Genomic DNA, 21,594 nt, shown 5'->3' with positions numbered 1-21,594 from the left:
GAATGGGAGTTAACGGCCAGGAGCGGACGGTCACGAACAACTGCTATCGGCCAGAAGCGGACGTCTTAAGTTCGGAAACCAAACTCTTCCCTATCCGGTAGTAAACATTATCGGATATCGCTTAACGTAGTCGTCACTCAACAGCCCCACTCGTCACCACGGTGAATTTGCGGCTGAAGGCCAAAACCTCACAGGTGGCGGTGTGTCCTGCCGGTATCGAAACGCCGTCCCCTGCCTTCATTTCAAAACGCTCGCCGGTATCCATAGTGATGGCGATGTGGCCCTCAATCAGTACGAAGGCTTCGTCATTGTCGAAGCGCCAGTGAAACTTCCCTGGTTGCGAGGTAAAGAACGCCACAGCTTTGTATGGGGTCTTTACGCCTACGGTTCTCAACAACTTCATCTGCGTATCGGGGTTACCCTCAATCAGGTCATCGCCTAGCGGGTAGGCAAGCCATCCCTCGGGCGCATTCAGCGATGCCAACGAGACAGAATCAATCGGGTTCGGCAGTTGGGGACGTGCAGTCATCTTTGTAACCTCGGGGCTTTTCATGTGGATATGCGACTATGTCAAGTGGCATAGTCGTGCCTGAGGCTACATCAAAATATGACAGGTGGCATAGTTTTTCATGAGCACTTCAACACGTGACCGAATGATTGTCGGTGCCGCAGATCTTTTAAGACGCAAGGGCATGACCGCCACAAGCATGCGAGAAGTGGTGCGCCACTCGAATACGCCTCGCGGCTCCATTGCGCACCACTTTCCTGGTGGTAAGCGGCAGCTACTTGAAGCCGCGATAGAACATGCGGGCCGAGAGGTTAGTGAGCCGTTGGCGCTGTTACTGGCAAAACTTGGCCCAGTCAAAGGCATGCAGCACTTCGTAGGGTTATGGAGGGCGACGCTGGAAGAAACAAATTTCGAGGCAGGTTGCGCGGTGCTGGCGGTGGCTGTCGAACACTACGCGTCCGACCAGCGAAGTGAGTCTGAAGGCGAGCTGGAGGCGCAAATCCAGTCTCAGCTGTTGGACCAGGCCAATGGCATCTTTATCGAATGGCAGGAGATCGTTGCTCACTCACTTCGAGATGCGGGCTTACCATCAGCACGCTCACGTAGCCTAGCGTTGCTGGCGATTGCCTCGATCGAAGGCTCCGTTGCACTGTGCCGTGCAGCCCGCAGTGCAGAGCCGCTTGACCTAATCTGGATAGAGCTCAAACACAGTTTTGAGCAGGCGTTGCTCTAAGCAACAACCGCGTCTGCAGGCTGCAGTTGCTGCACTCCCCGCTCGATTACCGCATCGATGTAACTGGGGTCGTTGTAGATGCGCGCGAGCAAAATCGCGCCTTCGAAATCGGCCACCAGTTGTCTGGCCATACGCTGTGCGTTTTCTTGGGCATACGTTGCGCTGTACAGCACCGCGAAGGCTCTGACCCAGTCATCCAGGAATTTGCGAATCGGCTCCATCAGCTCCACTTTGCCGTAGGTCGCGTCGATCGCCACAACCCCCATCAGGCACCCAATCGAGTCGTCCTGAAAAAGCTTCTTGGCCTTGCGTCCCATACTGCTCAGCCGTTGGGGTACTGCCAGGCTTTCGTCAAAGGCAATGGAAAACAGCGCCTGCTGAAGACGCTCATGAGTCCATGCCAACACATCCCGCAGAAGGGATTCCTTGTTCGGGTAGTGATGGTAGAACGACGCCTTAGTAAGCCCACACGCAGACGACAACGCATCCATCGTAGTGCCGTGGTAGCCGAGACGCTTGAAGGTGTTAGCGCAACGTTGCAGTAACTCGTCGCGCGGGATTTTCAGTGGACGCACGGACTACTCCTTAGCTCAATCATGCGCATTGATTCTATGTCATAAGCCTTGGCATCTCAATTTGACGGTTACCGAATGTTTGTTTAGTTTCTGCAAACCGAACGAACGGTAAGTAACTGCGAGCCACCTGGTATTCCAGGCGCAGCCCTAACAACGCCAAGAGAATTTCACTGTGAGCGAAGCCAACAGCGGTCCAGGTCGTGTCACCCTTGAGCAACGTGGTCACCTGTTTCTGATCGGCCTTGATCGCGCCGGAAAACGTAACGCCTTCGACAGCGCCATGCTCACCGACTTCGCATTGGCCGTCGGCGAGTTTGAACGTAACGATGATGCGCGCTGCGCGGTCGTATTTGCCCATGGTGATCACTTCACCGCTGGCCTGGATTTGATGGAGCTGAGCCCGAAACTGGCTTCAGGTGGTTTCAAGTACCCAGAAGAAGGCATCGACCCCTGGGGCGTATCCAAGCCCAGACGCACCAAGCCAGTAGTCCTTGCCGTGCAAGGAACTTGCTGGACCGCCGGTATCGAGTTGGTACTCAACGCTGACATCGCGATTGCTGCCAGCAACACTCGCTTCGCCCACCTGGAAGTGCTGCGCGGCATTCCGCCGTCCGGTGGTTCCACTGTTCGCTTCACTCAGGCGGCGGGCTGGACCAACGCCATGCGTTACATGCTGACCGGTGAAGAGTTTGGCGCGGAAGAAGCCTTGGCTATGCGCTTGCTAACGGAGGTTGTCGAGCCTGGCCAGGAACTGGCTCGTGCCATTGAGTACGCAGAGCGCATCGCGAAAGCAGCGCCGCTCGCTATCAAGGCCACGCTGCAATCTGCTTTCCAAGCACGCGACGAAGGCGACGACGCTGCCCTCTCGCAACTTAACGAACTGCTGTTCTCACTCATCAAGACTGAAGACGTTCGTGAAGGTGTGATGGCGATGATGCAAAAACGCGAACCTGCTTTTAAAGGCCGTTGATATCGGCGAGGCAGCCCCGGGGATATTGCGAGTACCCAGCCCCGCTGCTGCCTTTCGATAACTGTTGCAGGCAACGAAGCTGCATCCATCTTCAATACGCTGTAGAGGGAACAGGGATGAATGGCTCGGATACCGAGAGCGTCCAGCTGAAGCTGGTCAGTTCCGCTCAGGAAGGTACAACGCTCCCCAATCTCGGAGTAAGCACCCTCGACGAACTGCTGCACCACAGCGCCGCCAGAGTACCGAATGCCATAGCACTTTCCGCTCTCGGTCAGAACATCAGCTACGCAAAGCTGCAGGACCTGAGCACGGCAGTAGCAACCTGGCTAATCAACCAAGGGCTGCAGCCGGGCGCACGTGTCGCGGTGGCTTTGCCAAACATGCTCGCGCACCCCATTGCCTGCCTGGGGATCATTCGCGCTGGGCTTACGGCCGTTTGCGTCAATCCGCTGTATACCGCGCAAGAGCTGGCGCAAGTCTTTAGAGACAGCGAGATCAAAGCGGTCTTTCTATTTGCCCCCATGAGCGAGAGCGTGCAGCGCGCCATGCGCGAGGCCGGCATCAGCCTTTCTGTGTGCGTTAAACCGGGGGATCAACTTGGCTGGCGCCGCCTGTTTTTCAACTGGATAGCTCGCCGCCGTACTGGTGTTGTGACGCCGCAGGTCGAAGGCGCAGTTGCCTGGAAAAACGTGGTGAACACGCCCGCTATCGACTTTGCAAAACGTCCTGCGATCACCCCTGAACAGACTGCCTTGATGATCTATAGCGGCGGTACGACCGGGCAACCGAAGGGTGTCCCTATCGGCCACAGGGCAATGCTGTACAACATTGCCCAACAACAGGTGGCGCTGCGCTCGCACCTTAGTAAGGTTCCCGAGTCCGACTATCAATTGCTGCTTGCCGTGCCCCTTTATCACATCCTTGGGCTTGGCAATTTGCTGTTCACGTTGAGCCGCGGCGGCAAGGCCGTTCTGGTGATGAACCCACGCGATACCGTGGCCTTCGTCAAAGAATGGTCCAGGCATCAAGTGAGCAGCTTCCCAGCCGTCAATACGCTGTACAACGCCCTACTCGACAACCCCGCGTTCCGGGATCTGGACTTCCGCAAACTGGTTGTCTGCCTAGGCGCCGGCATGCCTGTAAGCCAAACGACCGCTGAACGATGGCATCAGGCCACGGGCTGCCATCTCACCGAAGCCTACGGGATGACCGAAACCGGTTTGATCAGTTGCAACCTGGCGGGCGAGTCCCGGCCTGGCTCGGTAGGTATTCCTGTCGCCGGAATGGAAATCTCGTTGCGTGATGACGATGGCCGTCCTGTCACCATTGGCGATGGAGAGATCTGCGTACGCAGTCCGGCCATCATGGCTGGTTACTGGCGGCGGCCGGAAGACAACGTCAGCGCGTTCACAGAAGACGGCTTTTTCCGTACCGGTGATATCGGTCTGTTTGATCACGATGGCTATTTGCGCCTGGTCGACCGCAAGAAAGAAATGATCATTTCCTCGGGGTTCAAGGTGTTCCCTTCGGAGATCGAGCGAGTCCTCAACGCCCACCCTGGGGTGCTGGAATCAGCGGTGGTCCCATCCCCTGACGACAAGGCGGGCGAAGTACCTATTGCCTATGTCGTCGCACGCCACACCCATCTCGATGAAGCACACGTACTCGCTCACTGCGCGGCGCACCTGGTCAGCTATAAACGCCCGCGCCGGGTGATCTTTCGTCCCGAATTACCCAAGAGCAACGTGGGCAAAATCCTTCGCAAAGAGCTGATAGCCACTGAACAGCTGGAACCCTCTTTATGAGCACAAGTAAGTCCGCCATGAACCTTTCAATGATCGACCCCTTTTCACTGCAGGCCGACGACGGTTTCCGTTTGGCCGCCACCCGTTACTCCGCGCAAGGTACGTTGCAGGGCAACCTGGTCATGGCCGGCGCCACTGGTGTGCAGCAGCGTTTCTACCGACGTTTTGCTCTTCACGCCGCCGCCCAGGGCTTCAATGTACTGACGCTAGATTATCGGGGTGTCGGTGAGTCGGCGCCGAAGACGCTCAAAGGTTTTGAGATGTCCTATCTGGATTGGGGCCTACGAGACCTGGCCGCGGCGGTCGATTTTATCGACGAAGGCACGACTCCGATCTACTGGATGGGGCACTCCTTTGGCGGCCATGCCCTGGGCCTGCTGCCCAACCACCACAAAATCACTGCCGCTTACTGCTTCGGCACTGGCGCCGGTTGGGCTGGCTGGATGCCCAGACTCGAGGCCTTCAAGGTGCGCTTCTTGTGGACGTGGGTCCTGCCGCTGATCGTCAGGTGGAAAGGCTATATGGCTTGGAGTGTGTTGGGCATGGGGGATGACCTGCCCCTGGGCGTCTACAAAGATTGGAAACGTTGGTGCGCACACCCCCACTATTTCTTTGATGACCCCACCATGACGGCCATTGCCGGGCGTTACGCGCAGGTACGCGTGCCTTGCGTATTCGCCAACGCAGTGGATGACAGCTGGGCGCCGCCGATATCGCGAGACGCCTTTATCAAGGGCTATAGCGCTGCGCAACTACAGACCCTCGACCTTGCGCCGGCGTCGCACAAACACCCCATCGGCCATATGGGCTACTTCCGCGCTTCGGCCACCACCATGTGGGACGAGGCCCTGAACTGGCTGGCCGACCATCGCAATGCCGCCGCAACAAATCGTCGTTCAGGTACCGAGGGCGGACAATGAGCGTCGGCTCTATTGCCCTACCGATGGCCGAGACCAGCGAGCTGTTTCGCACGCTGGTGGAAAGTCGCCGAGCCGTACGTCGTTTCACTGTCGACAAGGTGCCCGAGGACGTCATTCGGGCGTGCCTGGAGCTTGCCGTATTGGCACCCAGCTCCTGCAATCTACAGCCCTGGTCATTTCAGGTGGTGCGCGACCCGGCCTTGCTGCAGCAATTACACCCCGTCTGCTTAGGCCAGAGCGCCGCCAAGGCGCCGCTGATAGTCGCTGTACTGGCTCGAACCGGCACGTGGAAGCAGGCCTGCGCCGACGTGCTGCGGTTTTGGCCGGAGCCCGCGGTGCCGCCGGCCGTCGAACGCTTTTACACAGGCCCCGCCCTGTTCCAATACAACCAGGGTTGGCTGGGGTGGCGAGGACTACTAAAGCGCCCACTGCTCTGGCTAACAGGGCTTCGGCGCGCCGTCATGCGGGCTCCAAGCAGCCCTCAACAGATGCGCCTGTGGGCGGTGAAGTCGACGGCATTGGCGGCGCAGAATCTGATGCTGGCTTTCCAGAGCCATGGCTACAGCACGTGCCCCATGGAGGGTTTTGACGAGCAGCGGCTAAAACGCGTGCTGCCCATTCCCAACGATGCAATCCCGATCATGCTCCTGGCGGTTGGCCTGCCGGCTGATCGCGCCGTCTACAACCCGCGTTTACGCTTTCCCCTGGACCACAGCGTGTCGTGGCACTAAACCGCTGCAAATAACAATAACAAGAGGGTTACAGTCATGCCGTTCACTCAAATCGACTACGAAATACAGGGCCCGATAAGGGTCATTCGCTTCAACCGACCGGACAAGCGCAACTGCATTGGGCCAACCACGCACCTCGAACTGATTGAAGCCTGGACTCGGTTTCGCGATGACCCTGATGCACTCGTTGCGATTATTACCGGGGCAGGTGACAAAGCTTTCTGTGCTGGCGGTGATCTGGAAGCAGGCTTTGATCTGGTGCCCTCCACCGCTGAGGAAATCGCTGCCCACAACCGTGGCGAACGCACGGGCATTCTGGGCCCGAGCCGCTGGACCGACATCTACAAACCGGTGATCGCAGCGGTCAACGGTGCCGCTTATGCTGGCGGGCTTGAATGGGCTTGTTTTGCGGACATGCGTATCGCCGAAGAGCACGCTTCGTTCGGCGTCACCTGTCGGCGCTGGAATATAGGTTTGGCCGATGGTGGCAGTCAGCGTCTGCCACGCATTGTCGGTATGGGGCGGGCCATGGAGCTGATCCTTACCGGCAAAGTCATCTCGGCGTCCGAGGCACTCGCCATCGGCCTGGCTAATGAAGTGGTACCCAAGGGCCGCTCGCTGGCACGTGCCATGGAGCTGGCCCAGTTTCTCTGCACCCTCCCCCAACCGGCCATGCGCTCCGACAAAGAGGCTGCCGTACGCGGTTACGGTCAACCGCTGGCCGAAGGTTTGCGCATCGAAGCGGAGTGTTTCAACCACTCCATTCATCAGCCGGAAACCCGCGAAGGCCTGCGCCGCTTTCTCGAACGTGATCACCCCGATCGCTCTGCCGACACGCTCGCCAAAACACCTGGCCTGATCAGAGACTGAGGAGAACCACCATGCGCTTTGACCTTTTGCTGCAACTGCATCTTTACGCCGTAGCCTTCTGGCTGGGCGTGGTTTCCGTTGAATTCCTGCTTGAACAAAGCCGCGCACAGGGCCGCAGCCAAGGCTTTACCGTTGCCAAGTTGCACCGTCAGATCGATCTGTTTTTCGAAACACCCGCGTTCAGCATGGCCCTGGTAACCGGCCTTCTGCTTATCGAGCCTTCCCGCTTCGACGGCATTTACGCGTTAAAGGTGGTAGCGGGCTGCTTCGCTGTGCTCGGCAACTTCATGTGTCTTGTACCCGTTCTGAGGCGCAGTGCGGCGGCAGACAAGGACGATCTATCCGATGTAATCCGCCAATCCAGACTGATCGACATCATTTCGGTGACAGCCATCCCTGCGGGCCTGCTTGCACTGGGTTGCGGGGTTTATCTAGCGCTACAACGCTAGGTTTTCCCCAGCTCCCCGCCAGCGCTGGGCTGTTCACCCTGGTATGAGCGTGCCCTCATACCTCTTTTTAGCCGCCGCTTAGGCGGCTCTTTTTTGCCGATTCTCTCCGAAAGACTATGTCTGCTTTTGGCCGATTGCGGCCTCTGCTGAACGGCCGCAATCGGTTGTGGACTCAACCGGTGGATGCAGGCAGGACGTTCCAGCGCCCCCTAACCCTGCCCCGCCAACCACTGTTCATACGCCTGGGTCATGGCCTGCCAGGTCTGTGGGTCGGCGGGAATCAGGTGTTCGATCCGCAGCGAGGCCACGGTGATGTCCTGCGGCATACCGAAGGTGGTGAAGGTGGACAGGAAGGTCAACTCCTGTCCCTGCCGGCTGCGCACGCGGGTTAGTACTACGGGCGCTAACGCTGTGCTGGTCGGAAGCCCGGTGGGCGTCGGCAGTTGCTGAAGCAGCGCCAACAGCTCGGGTTGGTCGATGGCTTCTCGGCTGGCGCGTCGCCAGGCGAGGGTGCGGATTTCGTCGGCGTTGATCAGGTGATCGCCCAGGCCGCCAGGGCTCAGTAGCGTGCTCAGCAGGTTGCGGCCCGCCTCACTGCCGGGGGCGAGGCCGACCATGGCAAACAGCAAGCCGGTGCTCACATTGGCCGCGGTGATATCCCAGTTGCTGGCGATCACGATGGCAGGGGCGGGATTGTTGGCCTGCAAAATATGCCGGATTGCGTCCTCCACCATCGCCATCTCTGGTGCCTCGATGGACGAGGCTGTGTAACGGGGTGCGTACCCCGCGGCCAGGAATACGGCATTGCTTTGTTCCAGCGGCGCATCGAGGGCCGACAGCAGCGCATGCAACGTGCTGGTGCTGGCGTTTGCGCGGCCGGTTTCAATGCAACTGAGGTGGCGCTGGGACACGCCGCCAAGGAGCGCCAGCTGCAGTTGACTAATGCCCGCTTGCTGGCGGAGCACGCGCAACTGGGTGCCCGCCGTGGTAGCAGCACAGGTGGCGGAACGATGGAAGTGACGGCTACTCATGCAGCTACCTTGACTGCCCGTGCGAGAGAGGTCGATGACCTGAGAGGTCATTGAGCGGCGAGGAACCCTATCACTATTGTGAGCGGCACACCCACCTAGGAGCGCGCCTTGAAAATGCCCTTTCTCGCCCTCGCTGTGCTGTTGCCCTTCTCGCTGTATACCGGCTGGACGCTGCTAACGGCGGAGCAATCGCTGCTCGCTTTTGGTCTGGAGCTAATAGCCCGTGCCGACACCGCCCAGGTGCTGATTGATCTTTACGTGATGGCCGCGTTGGCCTGCGTGTGGATGATCAAGGACAGTCGCTGCCGAGGGAGGTCTTTGTGGACAGTGCTGCCTTATGTGCTGGTGACGCTGGTGTTCGTCTCCATCGGCCCGCTGCTGTATTTGGTGATCCTTGGCTTTTCGCGCAAGGACAAAACATGAGCGTCGACATGGCTGTGCTCGCCAGCTGTGTGGTGCTGCTGTTCGTGAAGATGTTAGAACAAAGGGGACGAATTTATTAAACAGCTCTAATTTAGAGTCGTTTAACAAACCCGCCCCTTTGTTTCCGCTGTTCAACAACACCCATTTCTCACCTCCCTTGCGATTTCATAAAACTTACACTGCAATAATAAAAATGACTCACCAACACCGAATAAAGCAAGGAGAAAAATATAAAGCTCTTCCTACTTAAAACAAGAACAACATAACCAAATTTCGCCCCTCCCATTCCGTCGCTGGAAAAAACACCGCATGGGATAAGGAAAAAGCAAAAAAACAAACAAAGCAGCCCCCATAAAAAAACACTGCAGTCATACTGGCTCCACTAGGATGTCTCTTCTCAATCTTGGTTTTAAATCTCCCCCACCGGATAAAAATAAAAACCAATATAACTGGTACTAAAAAAAGCCCAAATCATTGATGGGGCGTACGACCTATCGACACCGAGGTTACCGCCACAAAAAAACATCAAAGACACAGCTAGCTGTTCCCATTCTAATAAAACAAAATGCTGGGTGTAGAAAGCCGTCATCATACCCACCCAAACAAGCACAAACACCTTGGAGTAGGATGAATCAAAATCTAAAAATTTACTTACCAAACGAGCACCTTTTTTATTTGAAAACTATCGCAGCCATTAATTAAACGAGAACAAAGTGGACAATTTATTAAACAGCTCTAATTTGGAGTCGTTTACAAAGCCATCCTCTTTGTTTTCGGCAGGGTTTTGGGCTAACGGCGGCCACTTTCGGCGGCCCTGCTGCCGAATGAACTAACCACGCCAGGCCTTACCCAACGACACCGCCTGGACAAATGCCGCCACCTGCCGCACGCCGCGCAAATGAACAACCGGCACCTGCGGGTTTACCGCCAGCCGAGCCGCCTCGATTCCGGCCCGATAGCTTGCGTCGAAATGCCAGACGTAGCGCAAAAACGTTAGAAATTCGCGGTCGATTTTCTCCCGGCAGCCGGCCGGCATATCGGGGCGGGGGCGGTTTAGCGCGCTGCGGATCAGTACGCGGCGCAGACAGGTGATGCGCGGCGTGTCGAGCCAGATCACCAGATCGGCACGCGGCAGGCGCAGGTCGAAGGTCCGCCGCGGGTAGTTGCCTTCACATATCCAGGCATCACGAGCCACCGCCTCGCGAACGCGCTGGCGAAATTGTTCACCATCGGGCTCGACCCAGTTGGGTTGCCAGAACAGTTTATCGAGGTGCACCACCGGCAGACTAAGCCGTCGACCCAGCTCGCGGGCCAGCGTGGATTTTCCGCTACCGGCGTTGCCCACAATGACAATCCGTTGCATGGGGCTTTCCTGCCGCAAAATTGGCCGACGATTATGACGTGGAAATGGGGATCTAGCGCATGCTCCAGCGGATCCCCTTCACAGCGCCACCTACCAGCGCGCTACAAATCAGCGTCTATGCTGCCTCCATGCGACGAACAGCAAGGAGCTAGGCGATGTTAGATACAAACATTTCCGCAAGGGCACTATCCGGTGGTTTGCTCGATGTTTTGATCCGCGCCGGATTGATTACGGTGCTGGTGCTGTTCTGCTTCGAGATCTTTCATCCGTTCCTTAATCTGATGCTCTGGGCCGTGATTCTGGCCATCACCATTTACCCGCTGCACACGCTGTTAAAGCGCAAGTTGGGCGATAAGGATGGGCTCACCGCGACGCTGATCATCGTGGTCGCCCTCGGCTTGTTGATGGTGCCTATCTACTTGCTGGGCACCTCGATCAGTGAGTCGGTCAACGGCGCGCTGGCAATTCTCAAGGCCGATAGCGTGGCTATTCCTCTGCCAAACGAAAAAATCGCCTCCTTGCCGCTCATTGGCAAACCGCTCTATTCGTTTTGGTTGGAGTCGGCGTCCGACATGAGCAGCGTGCTGATGAAGTTGATGCCGCATCTCAAAACACTCGGTTTGGCGTTGCTGAGCAAGATGGCGGGGGTGGGTGTGGGGTTTTTATTGTTTATCGGTGCCCTGATCGTTGCCGGCGTGCTCATGGCCTACGGCGCCAGCGGTGAACGCAGCGCCACCGCCATCGCTAGCCGCCTCTCCGGTCCTGAGCGTGGCCCGCGCATTACTACACTGTGCACAGCCACCATCCGAGCGGTCGCCCAAGGCGTGGTGGGCATCGCGTTTATCCAGATGCTGTTTGTTGGTGGGCGTCGGCTTCGTGCTCATGGGGGTGCCCGGTGCCGGGCTGCTGGCGCTGATTGCGCTGTTGATGGGGATCATGCAGTTGCCGGTCATACTCGTGACGCTGCCGGTAATCGCCTATGTCTTTGCCACCGACGGCACCACATTCGGCACTGTCGTGTTTTGCATTTACAGCCTGATTGCCGGTATGTCCGACAACATCCTCAAGCCATTGATGCTCGGCCGTGGCGTCGATGTGCCGATGCCGGTCATCCTGATTGGCGCCTTGGGCGGGATGGTCAGTGGCGGTTTCATCGGGCTTTTCATTGGCCCGGTAATGCTGGCAGTCGCCTATCAACTGTTCTGGCAATGGGTCGACGACCAGCCGCACATTGAAGTCTTGGATGAACAACTGAGCGAAGGCAAAAGGTAGAGCGAGAAAAGCGGTCGATTCATTTGCTGCTCCGTTTCCACATGGGCAGAAACACAGAGTAAGGACCATAAAACCGACCACTGCTCTTGCCTCCGCTGGCTGCGCCCCATAAGCGGAACGCCTTGGAAAAATCAGTGGCGTTGTAGGTTTTGCGATGGGGCCGGGTGGCAATCGACCCGTACCTTGTAGACCCACATCAATACCCGTTCTGCCCACCCTTTTTAGAATCGCGCGCCCTAACTCTGTCAGGCGATTCTCTATGCACTCTTCCCATTCTCCTGAATTGCTGTGCCCTGCCGGTACGTTAAAGGCCATGCGCTACGCCTTCGCCTATGGCGCCGACGCCGTTTACGCCGGTCAGCCCCGTTACAGCTTGCGGGTTCGCAATAACGAGTTCGATCACGCCAACCTGGCACTTGGTATTGCCGAGGCCCACGCCCAGGGCAAGCGCTTCTATGTGGTGGTGAACATTGCTCCGCATAACGCCAAATTACGCACCTTTCTCAAAGATCTGGCGCCCGTGGTGGCGATGGGGCCGGATGCGCTGATCATGTCCGACCCCGGCCTGATAATGCTGGCGCGCGGTCACTTCCCGGAGATTCCGATTCATCTGTCCGTTCAGGCCAACGCGGTGAATTGGGCCAGCGTGAAGTTCTGGCAGCAGCAGGGGCTGAGCCGGGTGATTCTGTCGCGCGAGTTGTCGCTAGATGAAATCGAAGAAATCCGTCGTCAGGTACCGACCATGGAGCTTGAGGTATTCGTGCACGGAGCGCTGTGCATGGCGTATTCGGGACGCTGTCTGCTGTCGGGCTATATCAATCATCGCGACCCAAATCAGGGCACCTGCACCAACGCGTGTCGTTGGAAGTACCAGGCGCATGAGGGCCAGGCGAATGAGCTGGGGCAAATCGTGCGGACCTGCACGCCCACCTTGGGCGAAGGCGCGAGCACCGACCGGCTGTTTTTGCTTGAGGACGATAGCCGCCCCGGGGAGTTGATGGAGGCGTCTGAAGACGAGCACGGCACCTACATTATGAATTCCAAAGACCTGCGCGCCGTGCAGCATGTGCCGCGCCTTGTGCAAAAGGGCGTGCACTCGCTGAAGATCGAGGGCCGCACCAAAAGCCACTTTTATGTGGCCCGCACCGCCCAGGTTTATCGCCGCGCAATCGACGACGCAGTGGCGGGCAAGCCGTTCGATGCGCAGCTGTTTACCGAACTGGAGTCGCTGGCAAACCGCGGTTACACCGAAGGCTTCCTGCGCCGCCATGTGCATGATGACTATCAGAATTATCAGACCGGCAACTCGCGCGCCGAGCGCCAACAGTTCGTCGGCGAGCTCACCGGGGAATGGCGCGGGGAACTGGCTCAGGTGCGGGTCAAAAATCGCTTCGCCATTGGCGATCAATTGGAACTGATGACGCCGCGTGGCAACCAACACTTCACTCTGACAGCGCTGCAGACGCAGCTCGGCGAAGAGGCGAGCGTCGCGCCGGGGGACGGTCATGTGATGTACCTTGCCCTGCCGCCGACAGCGGACGTCCGTTTCGGTTTGCTCATGCGCACGCTGACGCCGGATGCGTGACAATGCGCAGCTCGTCTGAGTGCAGCTGCCGGCACTGGGTGTTGGCCGCTTCATTGCAAGTACGCTTGATTGCACGAACGTTAAACGCGGCAGCGGACCCGGCCACGTCAGCGAAACAGTCATCGAGTTCCGGTATTTTTTGGCAATAAACTCTATTGCCAAAGGCGTCTAAAACAAGCCGTTCAGCGGATACCTTACGGCTTTTGGCACGACAGTTTCGACAGTGCCCGACAGGCCAACTAGCGTTTTTCTTACCATCGCTGAATTTCATTGAAAGGGGGTAGCTCATGAAAACGACTGTTCGCTCTACAACCCTGCTGCTCCTGCTCAGCGCAGGCGCATGCACGATGCAAGCGACGCACGCGGCGACACTGATGCGCGCGGCTGATTTTATTGATTCGCAAGGCGTGAATTTGCACGTCAGTCAGGGGTCGTCGAATTACTCGAAACCGTCCATGGTTATCGCGGATATGAATTACCTGGGCATCAAAAATGCCCGCGACAGCTTGAATAGTTTCTGGGGCAATCCGCCCTACCAGTACTACACCGTGCTCGCCAAGGCGGGCATCAAGTGGAACTACATCAGCGCCGTGGGCAGCACCCGCTCGCCGCAAACCATCTCCACATTTCTAAGCAACGTGGCCAAGGTCGAAACGGCGGTGCCGGGTTCCACCCTGGCGGTTGAAGGTCCTAACGAGATCAACAACTTTCCGCTGACGTGGGCGCCGGATGGCACCAAAGGTTTGCCGGCGGCGCTGTCTTATCAGGCCGAGCTGTACAAGCAGACCAAATCACATCCACTGCTGCAAAACGTCAAAGTCTTTTATTTCACCGGCTTTAACGCTGGCGGCATTCCGAAAGGGCCGGACCCAGCCGTGACGCCCGGCCTTGCCGATTACAACAACCAGCATCCCTACCCGGGCCCTGCCAAGCCGCCAACCCGCTGGATGAAACGCAGCGTAGCGCTGGGCAATACACCCGGCGGCAAGGGGCCTGCGGTGTATACGGAAACGGGTTATCAGTCGCCGAAAACCAATTCGCAGCAGAGCGCTGCCTGGTTGCTGAACATTTTTGTCAGCGGTGCGTTCAACGATATCTACCGCACTTACGTGTATCAATTGATGGACGAAAACGACGGTTACGGCCTGTTTAGCAAGGCTGACAATGCGCCAACGTCCGCCGCCACCGCGCTGCATAACATGAACAGCATTCTGGCCGACCCGGCGCCCGATGCGGCCACGTTCGAGCCGCTGAAAATCTTGCAGTACTCGACGGTGGGCATTCCCAGCACCGGCAACAGCATGGCGATCATCAAGGCCAACACCGAAACCAACATTATTGTCTGGGCTGAGCCGGAAGGCGTGCCCGGCGCGCCAACGTTGGTTGGGGTAAACCTGGGTGAAGTGCAGACGACGGTGAACATTTATGACCCGATCATTGGCAAGGAGCCGATTCAAACCTTGCGCAACGTGAACTCGGTGCGAGTCAGCGTTACCGACCACCCGATCATCATCCAGGTGCCGGCGTCGAACGTAACCGCACGTGCGGCAGCGAAAGCCACCGCCACGGCCGCCGCGAAAAAAGCACAGGCCAAGTAGGAAGACGAAACGCCGCCGCCTCACCCGCGGCGGCGTTTTGCCGTCTGCGCTCCAGTGCCCGTCAGGCTTGCTTCTTGCCCAACGTGCCGACAAGCTAAGCGCCTGCGAACTCAATAGGCCTTCCGGCATGCGAATTCTGATTACGGGCGGCGCGGGCTTCATTGGCTCAGCGTTGATTCGCCATCTGCTGCACCACACTGAGCACCAGGTGCTCAATCTCGACAAGCTGACCTACGCCGGCAATCTCGAGTCCCTCGCCAGCATTGCCAGTCACCCGCGCTATCGTTTCGCGCAGCTCGACATCGCAGATCAACCCGGCGTACGCGCCCTGCTCGATGAGTTCCAGCCAGAAGCGGTCATGCACTTGGCGGCGGAGTCGCATGTCGACCGCTCCATTGACGGCCCATCGGCCTTTATTCAAACCAACATCGTCGGCACCTACGCCCTGCTCGAAGCCACTCGCAGCTACTGGCAAGGTCTGGCAGACGATGCGAAACAGGCGTTTCGCTTCCACCATATTTCCACGGATGAAGTGTTCGGCGATCTGCATGGCGTCGACGACCTGTTCACAGAAACCACGCCTTACGCGCCCAGCTCGCCATACTCCGCCAGCAAAGCGGCGTCGGACCATCTGGTACGCGCCTGGCAGCGCACCTACAACCTGCCGGTATTGGTCACCAACTGCTCCAACAACTATGGTCCGTATCACTTCCCGGAGAAGCTGATCCCGCTGGTGATCCTCAACGCGTTGGAAGGTAAACCACTGCCGGTGTACGGCAATGGAGCGCAAGTTCGCGACTGGCTGTTCGTTGAAGACCACGCCCGCGCACTGCTTAAAGTGGTGACCGAGGGTAAGGTTGGCGAGACCTACAATATTGGCGGCCACAACGAGCAAAAAAACATCGATGTGGTACGCGCCATTTGTGCCCTGCTCGAGGAGTTGGCGCCCGAAAAACCAAGCGGCGTTGAGCGCTACGAACACCTGATCACATTCGTAAAAGATCGCCCCGGGCATGACCTGCGCTACGCCATCGATGCCAGCAAGATCGAACGCGAACTGGGGTGGGTGCCGCAAGAAACATTTGCCACCGGACTGCGCAAAACCGTGCAGTGGTACTTGAATAACCTCGACTGGTGTCGCCACGTGCAAGACGGCAGCTATCAGCGCGAACGCCTCGGCGCCACCTCGGAGTAGCAATCATGCGGAGCACTGCACAATGAAAGGAATCATCTTGGCCGGCGGTTCAGGCACGCGCTTGCACCCCATCACGCTCGGCGTCTCCAAGCAGTTGCTGCCCATTTATGACAAGCCGATGGTGTACTACCCGATCTCCGTGCTGATGTTGGCCGGCATCAAGGACATCCTGCTGATTTCCACGCCCCACGATTTACCGCAATTTGAAAAAATGCTCGGCGACGGCAGTCAGTTCGGCGTCAATTTTAGCTATGCCGCGCAGCCCTCGCCCGACGGTTTGGCCCAGGCGTTTCTGATTGGCGAACAGTTCATTGGCGACGACTCGGTGTGCCTGATTCTGGGCGACAACATTTTCCACGGTCATCGATTCACCGAGCAACTGCAGCGCGCCGCCAGTCTCGCCAGCGGTGCAACGGTGTTTGGTTATTGGGTAAAAGACCCGGAGCGCTTCGGCGTCATCGAATTCGACGCTGACGGCACGGCGGTTTCCATTGAGGAAAAACCCGCCCAGCCCAAGTCCAGTTATGCCGTGACTGGCCTGTATTTTTACGACAACGACGTGATCGAAATTGCCAGAGCCGTGAAACCTTCGCACCGTGGCGAATTAGAAATTACCGACGTTAACAACGCGTACATGCAGCGCGGTGATCTTCGCGTCGAACGTTTCGGTCGCGGTTTTGCCTGGCTGGACACCGGCACCCACGACAGCCTGCTCGACGCATCGCAATACGTGCAAACCATCGAGCACCGGCAAGGCCTGAAGGTGGCGTGCCTTGAAGAGATTGCGTTCCAGAATGGCTGGATCGACCGCGACGGACTGCTGATGCAGGCCAAGGCATTCGGCAAAACCGGCTATGGTCAGTACCTCTATCGTTTGGCCGGAGAACAGGTGTGAAGGTTACCCCGACCGAACTGCCTGACGTGCTGATCATCGAGCCGAAAGTGTTCAGTGATGCGCGCGGTTTTTTCTACGAGAGTTTCAACGCCCTTGCGTTCAATGCGGCCACCGGCATCGACTGCCAATTCGTGCAAGACAACCACTCGCGCTCACAGCGCGGTGTGTTGCGCGGCCTGCATTATCAAATTGAGCAGGCGCAAGGAAAACTGGTTCGCGTGACCGCCGGCGAGGTGCTGGACATCGCCGTCGACATCCGCCGCAGTTCGCCAACCTTTGGTCGGTGGGTGGGCGTGCGCCTGTCGGCCGAAAACAAACGTCAGCTGTGGATTCCCACCGGCTACGCCCATGGCTTTCTGGTGGTCAGTGACTTCGCGGAATTCCTGTACAAAACCACCGATTACTACGCGCCGGCTTTTGAGCGCTGCATCCGCTGGAACGACCCGACGCTGGCCATCGACTGGGAATTGAGCGAGGCGCCACAGCTGTCCGGTAAAGACCAGGCAGGCACGCCGTTCCAAGACGCGGAACTGTTTCCATGAGGGTGCTGATCACCGGCCGTAACGGCCAGCTTGCCCAGGCGTTACTCAGCGGCCTACAAGGGGTTGGCGAGCTCACGTGCCTGGGTCGCGCCGAGCTGGACCTGGCGGATGTGCACGCGGTGCGCGCTAACATTCGCGCCCTGCGGCCGGACCTGATCATCAATGCCGCGGCATACACCGCTGTTGACGCCGCCGAGACGGACGCCGCGCAAGCCTTTGCGATCAACGCCACCGCCCCCGGCGTGCTGGCAGAAGAAGCCAAGGCCTTGGGCGTGCCGTTGATTCACTATTCCACCGACTATGTGTTCGACGGCACCAAGGACGCGCCGTATGTGGAGGAAGACGCGCCGCATCCGCTCAGCATTTATGGCCAGAGCAAACTCGCCGGTGAGCAAGCGGTGGTCGCCGCTGGAGGCGACTTTCTGATTCTGCGCACCAGCTGGGTGTATTCCCGATACGGCCGCAACTTTCTGCTGACCATGCAGCGCCTCTTGCAAGAGCGCGACGAGGTGCGCGTGGTCAGCGATCAGATCGGCGCGCCGACTTGGGCCGGCACACTCGCCACGACGACGCGCGCCGTGATTGACCGCTGGCAACGCGGTACGCCGGGGCCGTGGGGCACGTATCACCTGACGGCGCTGGGTGAAACGTCGTGGTTCGGTTTTGCCAGCGCCATTGGCGAACAGCTTAAAAATGCGGGTAAGCCGTGCGCTCGCTTGGTGCCCATCGCCAGTAGCGAATACCCGACGCCCGCGCAGCGCCCGCTTAATTCCCGGCTGGCGTGTTCGAGGCTGCAAGCCGCGTGGAATCTGCACCTGCCGCACTGGCAAACCGCGCTTGCCGATTGCTTGCACGATGCCGACTAATTCGCCCTTGCGGCGCCCACGCTGGCGCAGTCTGCTGCTGCTCGCCGCGCTGCTGGCGCCGCTGCTATGGCCGCTGCAACAACTGGCCGAGCGTTACTACAGCAGCGAGTTGGTTGAGCAGAATCGTCAGACCTTGGACCTGTATGTGGCGAACCTGCTGGGCAGCCTGCGGCGTTATGAAGTGCTGCCTCCAATCCTCGGCGACCTACCGGCGCTGCGCGGCGTGTTATCGCACCCGCAGAATCTGGACGCGCAAGTGCACGCCAATCAGTTGCTCGAAGAGGTGCGCGGGCAGACTGGCGCAGATTCCATTTATTTGATGGACGCCGAAGGCACCACGCTGGCCGCGTCCAACTGGCGGCAAAGCGACAGTTTTGTCGGTCGTAACTTTGCTTTTCGTCCGTACTTTCGCGAAGCGGTCACCGGCCACCTTGGCCGATTCTTCGGCCTAGGCACCACCTCCGGCAAACGCGGTTATTACTTCGCGGCGGCGGTAAGAGAGGGCGATAACGTCATCGGCGCGTTGGTGGTGAAGGTCGATCTGGACACCACCGAAACCCTCTGGGGCAACACGCCCGAGCAGTTGCTGGTCACGGACAGCAATGGCGTGGTGATCCTGACCTCTCGAGCCGATTGGCGCTTTCGCGCCAGCCGCGATCTATCCGAGCAGGAACGGCGTGAAATCGCAGCCAACAAACCGTATCCGACCCTCGAACCGCAAGCGCTGAAACTCAACGGTGACGCCTGGATTATTCAAAGCCGCAGCTTGGAAGAAACCGGCTGGACGGTGAGCATTCTGGCGCCTGCCGAGCAGATTTCACGGCCGGTACAAACCGCCGTGGCCGTGGGCGGCGCGACCCTGCTCGTGCTGATTTTGCTGCTGGGGCTGATGATGCAGCGCCGCCGTCATTATCTGGAGCGAATCGCCATCGACGCGCGTGCTCGTCGAGAACTGGAGATCCGCGTGCTCGACCGCACGCGGGATCTGGAGACCTTGAACACGCGCTTGAAAAGCGAAGTGCTGGAGCGCGAACACGCGCAACAGGAACTGCTGCGCGCCCAAGATGAATTGGTGCAAGCGGGCAAGCTGTCGGCATTGGGCACTATGTCGGCGAGCATCAGCCACGAACTCAACCAGCCGCTGGCCGCTATCCGCAGTTACGCCGAGAACGCCTCGGTGTTACTCGACCACCAGCGCACCGATGATGCACGCGGCAATTTGAAACTGATCGGCGAGCTGACAGGGCGGATGTCCTCGATCATTGCACACCTACGCGCATTCGCCCGACGCGACCGCCACGCCCCGGAAAGCGTTGCCTTACAACCGGCTTTAGACGATGCCTTGGCCCTGTTGGCCAAGCGCCGACGCGCCATGGATGTTGAGCTAATTCGCGACCTGCCCGATGCGACCCTGTGGGTGCAAGCTGGCGAAACCCGGTTGCGCCAGGTGCTCGGCAATGTGCTCGCCAATGCCTTGGATGCGCTGGTTGAGAAAGCGCCGCCACGCCGTATTTGGCTCAGTGCGGTGAGCGACGAACAGGGCGTGCACCTGAGCATTCGCGACAATGGCCCAGGGTTTTCCAACGACGCCCTCACGCATGCACGAGAACCTTTTTTCACCACCAAAACCAGTGCGCAAGGCTTGGGGTTGGGCTTGGCGATTTGCGAGACATTGATGCGCGCGCTAGATGGTGAGCTGCACCTGGCCAACCACCCACAAGGCGGCGCCGACATTGTGCTGCACCTGAAAACCGCCGCGCCCGGCGTAACCCAGCAACCCTCAGAGGATCCCACCGTATGATCGACAGCGCCTTCGATAGCCGTGCTCAGGTTCTGTTGATCGACGACGACCCACACCTGCGCCAAGCTCTCAGCCAAACGTTGGATTTGGCCGGCTTGAACGTGTGCAGCCTGGCGAGCGCTAAAGGACTGGCCGGGAGTATTTCGCGCGACTGGCCCGGGGTGGTGGTGAGCGATATTCGGATGCCAGGCGTTGATGGGCTCGAATTGCTCGCGCAGCTGCATGAACAGGACAGCGATTTGCCCGTGCTGCTGATCACCGGTCACGGCGACGTGCCGCTGGCGGTGCAAGCCATGCGCGCGGGCGCTTACGACTTTCTGGAAAAACCGTTTGCCAGTGACGACTTGCTCGACAGCGTACGCCGCGCGCTGGCGGTGCGCCGCCTGGTGCTGGAAAATCGTAGCTTGCGGTTGGCATTGGCTGATCGCAGCGAATTGTCTGCGCGGTTGGTGGGCCAGTCGCCCAGCATCCAGCGCTTGCGCGAGCAAATCGGCGCCCTGGCAGCCATTCATGCCGACGTACTGATTCTTGGCGAAACCGGCACGGGTAAAGAAGTCGTTGCCCGCGCGCTGCACGATTTATCCCACCGGCGTAACGGGCCATTTGTCGCCATCAACGCCGGTGCCCTGGCGGAATCGGTGGTCGAAAGCGAGTTGTTTGGCCATGAACCGGGCGCCTTTACCGGCGCGCAAAAGCGGCGCATCGGCAAGTTTGAATTCGCTAACGGCGGCACGTTGTTTCTCGATGAAATCGAAAGCATGAGTTTGGACGTGCAGGTGAAATTGCTGCGCTTGCTGCAAGAGCGTGTCGTTGAGCGGCTGGGCGGAAACCAATTGATACCATTGGACATCCGCGTAATCGCCGCCAGCAAGGAAGACCTGCGCCAAAGCGCAGACCAAGGCCGTTTCCGCGCCGATCTTTATTACCGTTTGAACGTGGCGCCCTTGCGCATCCCGCCATTGCGCGAACGGGGCGAAGACGCGCTACTGCTCTTTCAACACTTCGCCGAAGCAGCCAGCTCACGGCACCAGTTGCCGGTTCGCGACTTGCAACCCAGCCAACGCGCCACGCTGATGTGCCATACCTGGCCGGGCAATGTGCGTGAATTGCAGAACGCGGCTGAGCGCTTTGCCTTAGGCCTGGAGCTATCGCTGGAAAGCGCCACGCCAGCGCCTGCCGTGACCGCCAGCGGAGGCCTCAGCGAACAGGTGGAAGCATTCGAGCGCGCGTTGATTAGTGCCGAATTGGCCCGGCCCCATAACTCGTTGCGCAGCCTGGCAGAAGCCCTCGGGCTTCCTCGCAAAACATTGCACGACAAGCTGCGTAAACACGGGTTGAGTGCCAGTCAGGACGACCTCGAGTAAACCCCAAACGTCTCCGTTTCAGCGCTCCCTTGGTCGTTGCAGTCAAGGGCTGGCCACCTGCTGCCTGCCTTTTCTGCGTTACAGGGACATGGCCGTTT

Annotated in this window: 20 protein-coding genes and 1 pseudogene; 17 read left to right on the top strand and 4 right to left on the bottom strand. The window is 58.7% G+C overall.

All coding sequences use genetic code 11. The features are described from left to right. Nucleotides 1-133: 133 nt before the first annotated feature. Nucleotides 134-529 (bottom strand): cupin domain-containing protein, encoded by a 396-nt coding sequence (locus tag ACZZZU_RS17370; RefSeq protein WP_463551301.1) that lies wholly within the window; start codon nucleotides 527-529, stop codon nucleotides 134-136. Between the two features lie 100 nt (nucleotides 530-629). On the opposite strand from ACZZZU_RS17370, the gene ACZZZU_RS17365 reads away from it, so the two are divergent. Continuing rightward, nucleotides 630-1,241: a TetR/AcrR family transcriptional regulator gene (locus tag ACZZZU_RS17365; RefSeq protein WP_463551300.1), complete on the top strand. Its 612-nt coding sequence runs from the start codon at nucleotides 630-632 to the stop codon at nucleotides 1,239-1,241. On the opposite strand, the gene ACZZZU_RS17360 is transcribed toward ACZZZU_RS17365, so the two are convergent. Next, nucleotides 1,238-1,816, bottom strand: coding sequence for a TetR/AcrR family transcriptional regulator (locus ACZZZU_RS17360; RefSeq protein WP_463551299.1), 579 nt, complete (start codon nucleotides 1,814-1,816; stop codon nucleotides 1,238-1,240). The two genes, ACZZZU_RS17365 and ACZZZU_RS17360, sit on opposite strands and share 4 nt — an antisense overlap. Before the next feature lie 172 nt (nucleotides 1,817-1,988). Here ACZZZU_RS17360 and ACZZZU_RS17355 point away from each other — a divergent pair, with 172 nt between their 5' ends. The 6 genes from ACZZZU_RS17355 (at nucleotide 1,989) to ACZZZU_RS17330 (ending at nucleotide 7,561) form a co-directional block, all read left to right on the top strand. Then, nucleotides 1,989-2,786: a crotonase/enoyl-CoA hydratase family protein gene (locus ACZZZU_RS17355; RefSeq protein ID WP_463551298.1), complete on the top strand. Its 798-nt coding sequence runs from the start codon at nucleotides 1,989-1,991 to the stop codon at nucleotides 2,784-2,786. A gap of 116 nt (nucleotides 2,787-2,902) precedes the next feature. Further along, complete coding sequence (locus tag ACZZZU_RS17350) at nucleotides 2,903-4,591, top strand: AMP-binding protein (protein ID WP_463551297.1); 1,689 nt, start codon at nucleotides 2,903-2,905, stop codon at nucleotides 4,589-4,591. Further along, nucleotides 4,588-5,511: an alpha/beta hydrolase family protein gene (locus ACZZZU_RS17345; RefSeq protein WP_463551296.1), complete on the top strand. Its 924-nt coding sequence runs from the start codon at nucleotides 4,588-4,590 to the stop codon at nucleotides 5,509-5,511. Before ACZZZU_RS17350 ends, ACZZZU_RS17345 begins: the two co-directional genes overlap by 4 nt. Then, complete coding sequence (locus ACZZZU_RS17340) at nucleotides 5,508-6,242, top strand: nitroreductase family protein (RefSeq protein WP_463551295.1); 735 nt, start codon at nucleotides 5,508-5,510, stop codon at nucleotides 6,240-6,242. The genes ACZZZU_RS17345 and ACZZZU_RS17340 overlap by 4 nt, the downstream gene beginning before the upstream one ends. 36 nt (nucleotides 6,243-6,278) lie before the next feature. Next, nucleotides 6,279-7,112 (top strand): enoyl-CoA hydratase/isomerase family protein, encoded by an 834-nt coding sequence (locus tag ACZZZU_RS17335; RefSeq protein ID WP_463551294.1) that lies wholly within the window; start codon nucleotides 6,279-6,281, stop codon nucleotides 7,110-7,112. A gap of 11 nt (nucleotides 7,113-7,123) precedes the next feature. After that, complete coding sequence (locus tag ACZZZU_RS17330) at nucleotides 7,124-7,561, top strand: hypothetical protein (RefSeq protein ID WP_463551293.1); 438 nt, start codon at nucleotides 7,124-7,126, stop codon at nucleotides 7,559-7,561. A gap of 209 nt (nucleotides 7,562-7,770) precedes the next feature. On the opposite strand, the gene ACZZZU_RS17325 is transcribed toward ACZZZU_RS17330, so the two are convergent. Next, on the bottom strand, nucleotides 7,771-8,592 hold the full coding sequence (locus ACZZZU_RS17325) for an MmyB family transcriptional regulator (RefSeq protein WP_463551292.1): 822 nt from the start codon (nucleotides 8,590-8,592) through the stop codon (nucleotides 7,771-7,773). Between the two features lie 114 nt (nucleotides 8,593-8,706). Here ACZZZU_RS17325 and ACZZZU_RS17320 point away from each other — a divergent pair, with 114 nt between their 5' ends. Continuing rightward, nucleotides 8,707-9,015: a DUF2834 domain-containing protein gene (locus ACZZZU_RS17320; protein WP_463552148.1), complete on the top strand. Its 309-nt coding sequence runs from the start codon at nucleotides 8,707-8,709 to the stop codon at nucleotides 9,013-9,015. Between the two features lie 829 nt (nucleotides 9,016-9,844). Here the strand turns inward: ACZZZU_RS17320 and ACZZZU_RS17315 are convergent. Next, a complete protein-coding gene (locus ACZZZU_RS17315; protein WP_463551291.1) occupies nucleotides 9,845-10,378 on the bottom strand; it encodes a P-loop NTPase family protein in 534 nt (177 codons plus the stop codon). A gap of 155 nt (nucleotides 10,379-10,533) precedes the next feature. Between ACZZZU_RS17315 and ACZZZU_RS17310 the strand changes: the two are divergent. From ACZZZU_RS17310 to ACZZZU_RS17270, 9 genes and pseudogenes are all read left to right on the top strand, one after another. Continuing rightward, nucleotides 10,534-11,650: pseudogene (locus tag ACZZZU_RS17310) on the top strand (AI-2E family transporter). A 259-nt stretch (nucleotides 11,651-11,909) separates the two neighbouring features. Beyond that, a complete protein-coding gene (gene trhP / locus ACZZZU_RS17305; RefSeq protein WP_463551290.1) occupies nucleotides 11,910-13,235 on the top strand; it encodes a prephenate-dependent tRNA uridine(34) hydroxylase TrhP in 1,326 nt (441 codons plus the stop codon). A gap of 347 nt (nucleotides 13,236-13,582) precedes the next feature. Further along, a complete protein-coding gene (locus tag ACZZZU_RS17300; RefSeq protein WP_463384622.1) occupies nucleotides 13,583-14,833 on the top strand; it encodes a hypothetical protein in 1,251 nt (416 codons plus the stop codon). A gap of 127 nt (nucleotides 14,834-14,960) precedes the next feature. Then, complete coding sequence (gene rfbB, locus ACZZZU_RS17295; protein WP_463551289.1) at nucleotides 14,961-16,028, top strand: dTDP-glucose 4,6-dehydratase; 1,068 nt, start codon at nucleotides 14,961-14,963, stop codon at nucleotides 16,026-16,028. Between the two features lie 22 nt (nucleotides 16,029-16,050). Next, nucleotides 16,051-16,923, top strand: coding sequence for a glucose-1-phosphate thymidylyltransferase RfbA (gene rfbA / locus ACZZZU_RS17290; RefSeq protein ID WP_463551288.1), 873 nt, complete (start codon nucleotides 16,051-16,053; stop codon nucleotides 16,921-16,923). After that, a complete protein-coding gene (rfbC, locus tag ACZZZU_RS17285; RefSeq protein WP_122493482.1) occupies nucleotides 16,920-17,465 on the top strand; it encodes a dTDP-4-dehydrorhamnose 3,5-epimerase in 546 nt (181 codons plus the stop codon). Before rfbA ends, rfbC begins: the two co-directional genes overlap by 4 nt. Beyond that, complete coding sequence (rfbD, locus tag ACZZZU_RS17280) at nucleotides 17,462-18,331, top strand: dTDP-4-dehydrorhamnose reductase (RefSeq protein ID WP_463551287.1); 870 nt, start codon at nucleotides 17,462-17,464, stop codon at nucleotides 18,329-18,331. The genes rfbC and rfbD overlap by 4 nt, the downstream gene beginning before the upstream one ends. Further along, complete coding sequence (locus ACZZZU_RS17275; RefSeq protein ID WP_463551286.1) at nucleotides 18,321-20,132, top strand: sensor histidine kinase; 1,812 nt, start codon at nucleotides 18,321-18,323, stop codon at nucleotides 20,130-20,132. Before rfbD ends, ACZZZU_RS17275 begins: the two co-directional genes overlap by 11 nt. Next, nucleotides 20,129-21,496, top strand: coding sequence for a sigma-54-dependent transcriptional regulator (locus tag ACZZZU_RS17270; RefSeq protein ID WP_463551285.1), 1,368 nt, complete (start codon nucleotides 20,129-20,131; stop codon nucleotides 21,494-21,496). Before ACZZZU_RS17275 ends, ACZZZU_RS17270 begins: the two co-directional genes overlap by 4 nt. Nucleotides 21,497-21,594 lie beyond the last annotated feature (98 nt).

It is taken from the genome of Pseudomonas sp. AC136 (assembly GCF_979258585.1).
The sequence above is the reverse complement of the archived record's forward strand: the minus strand, read 5'-3'. Positions and strand labels throughout refer to the sequence as shown.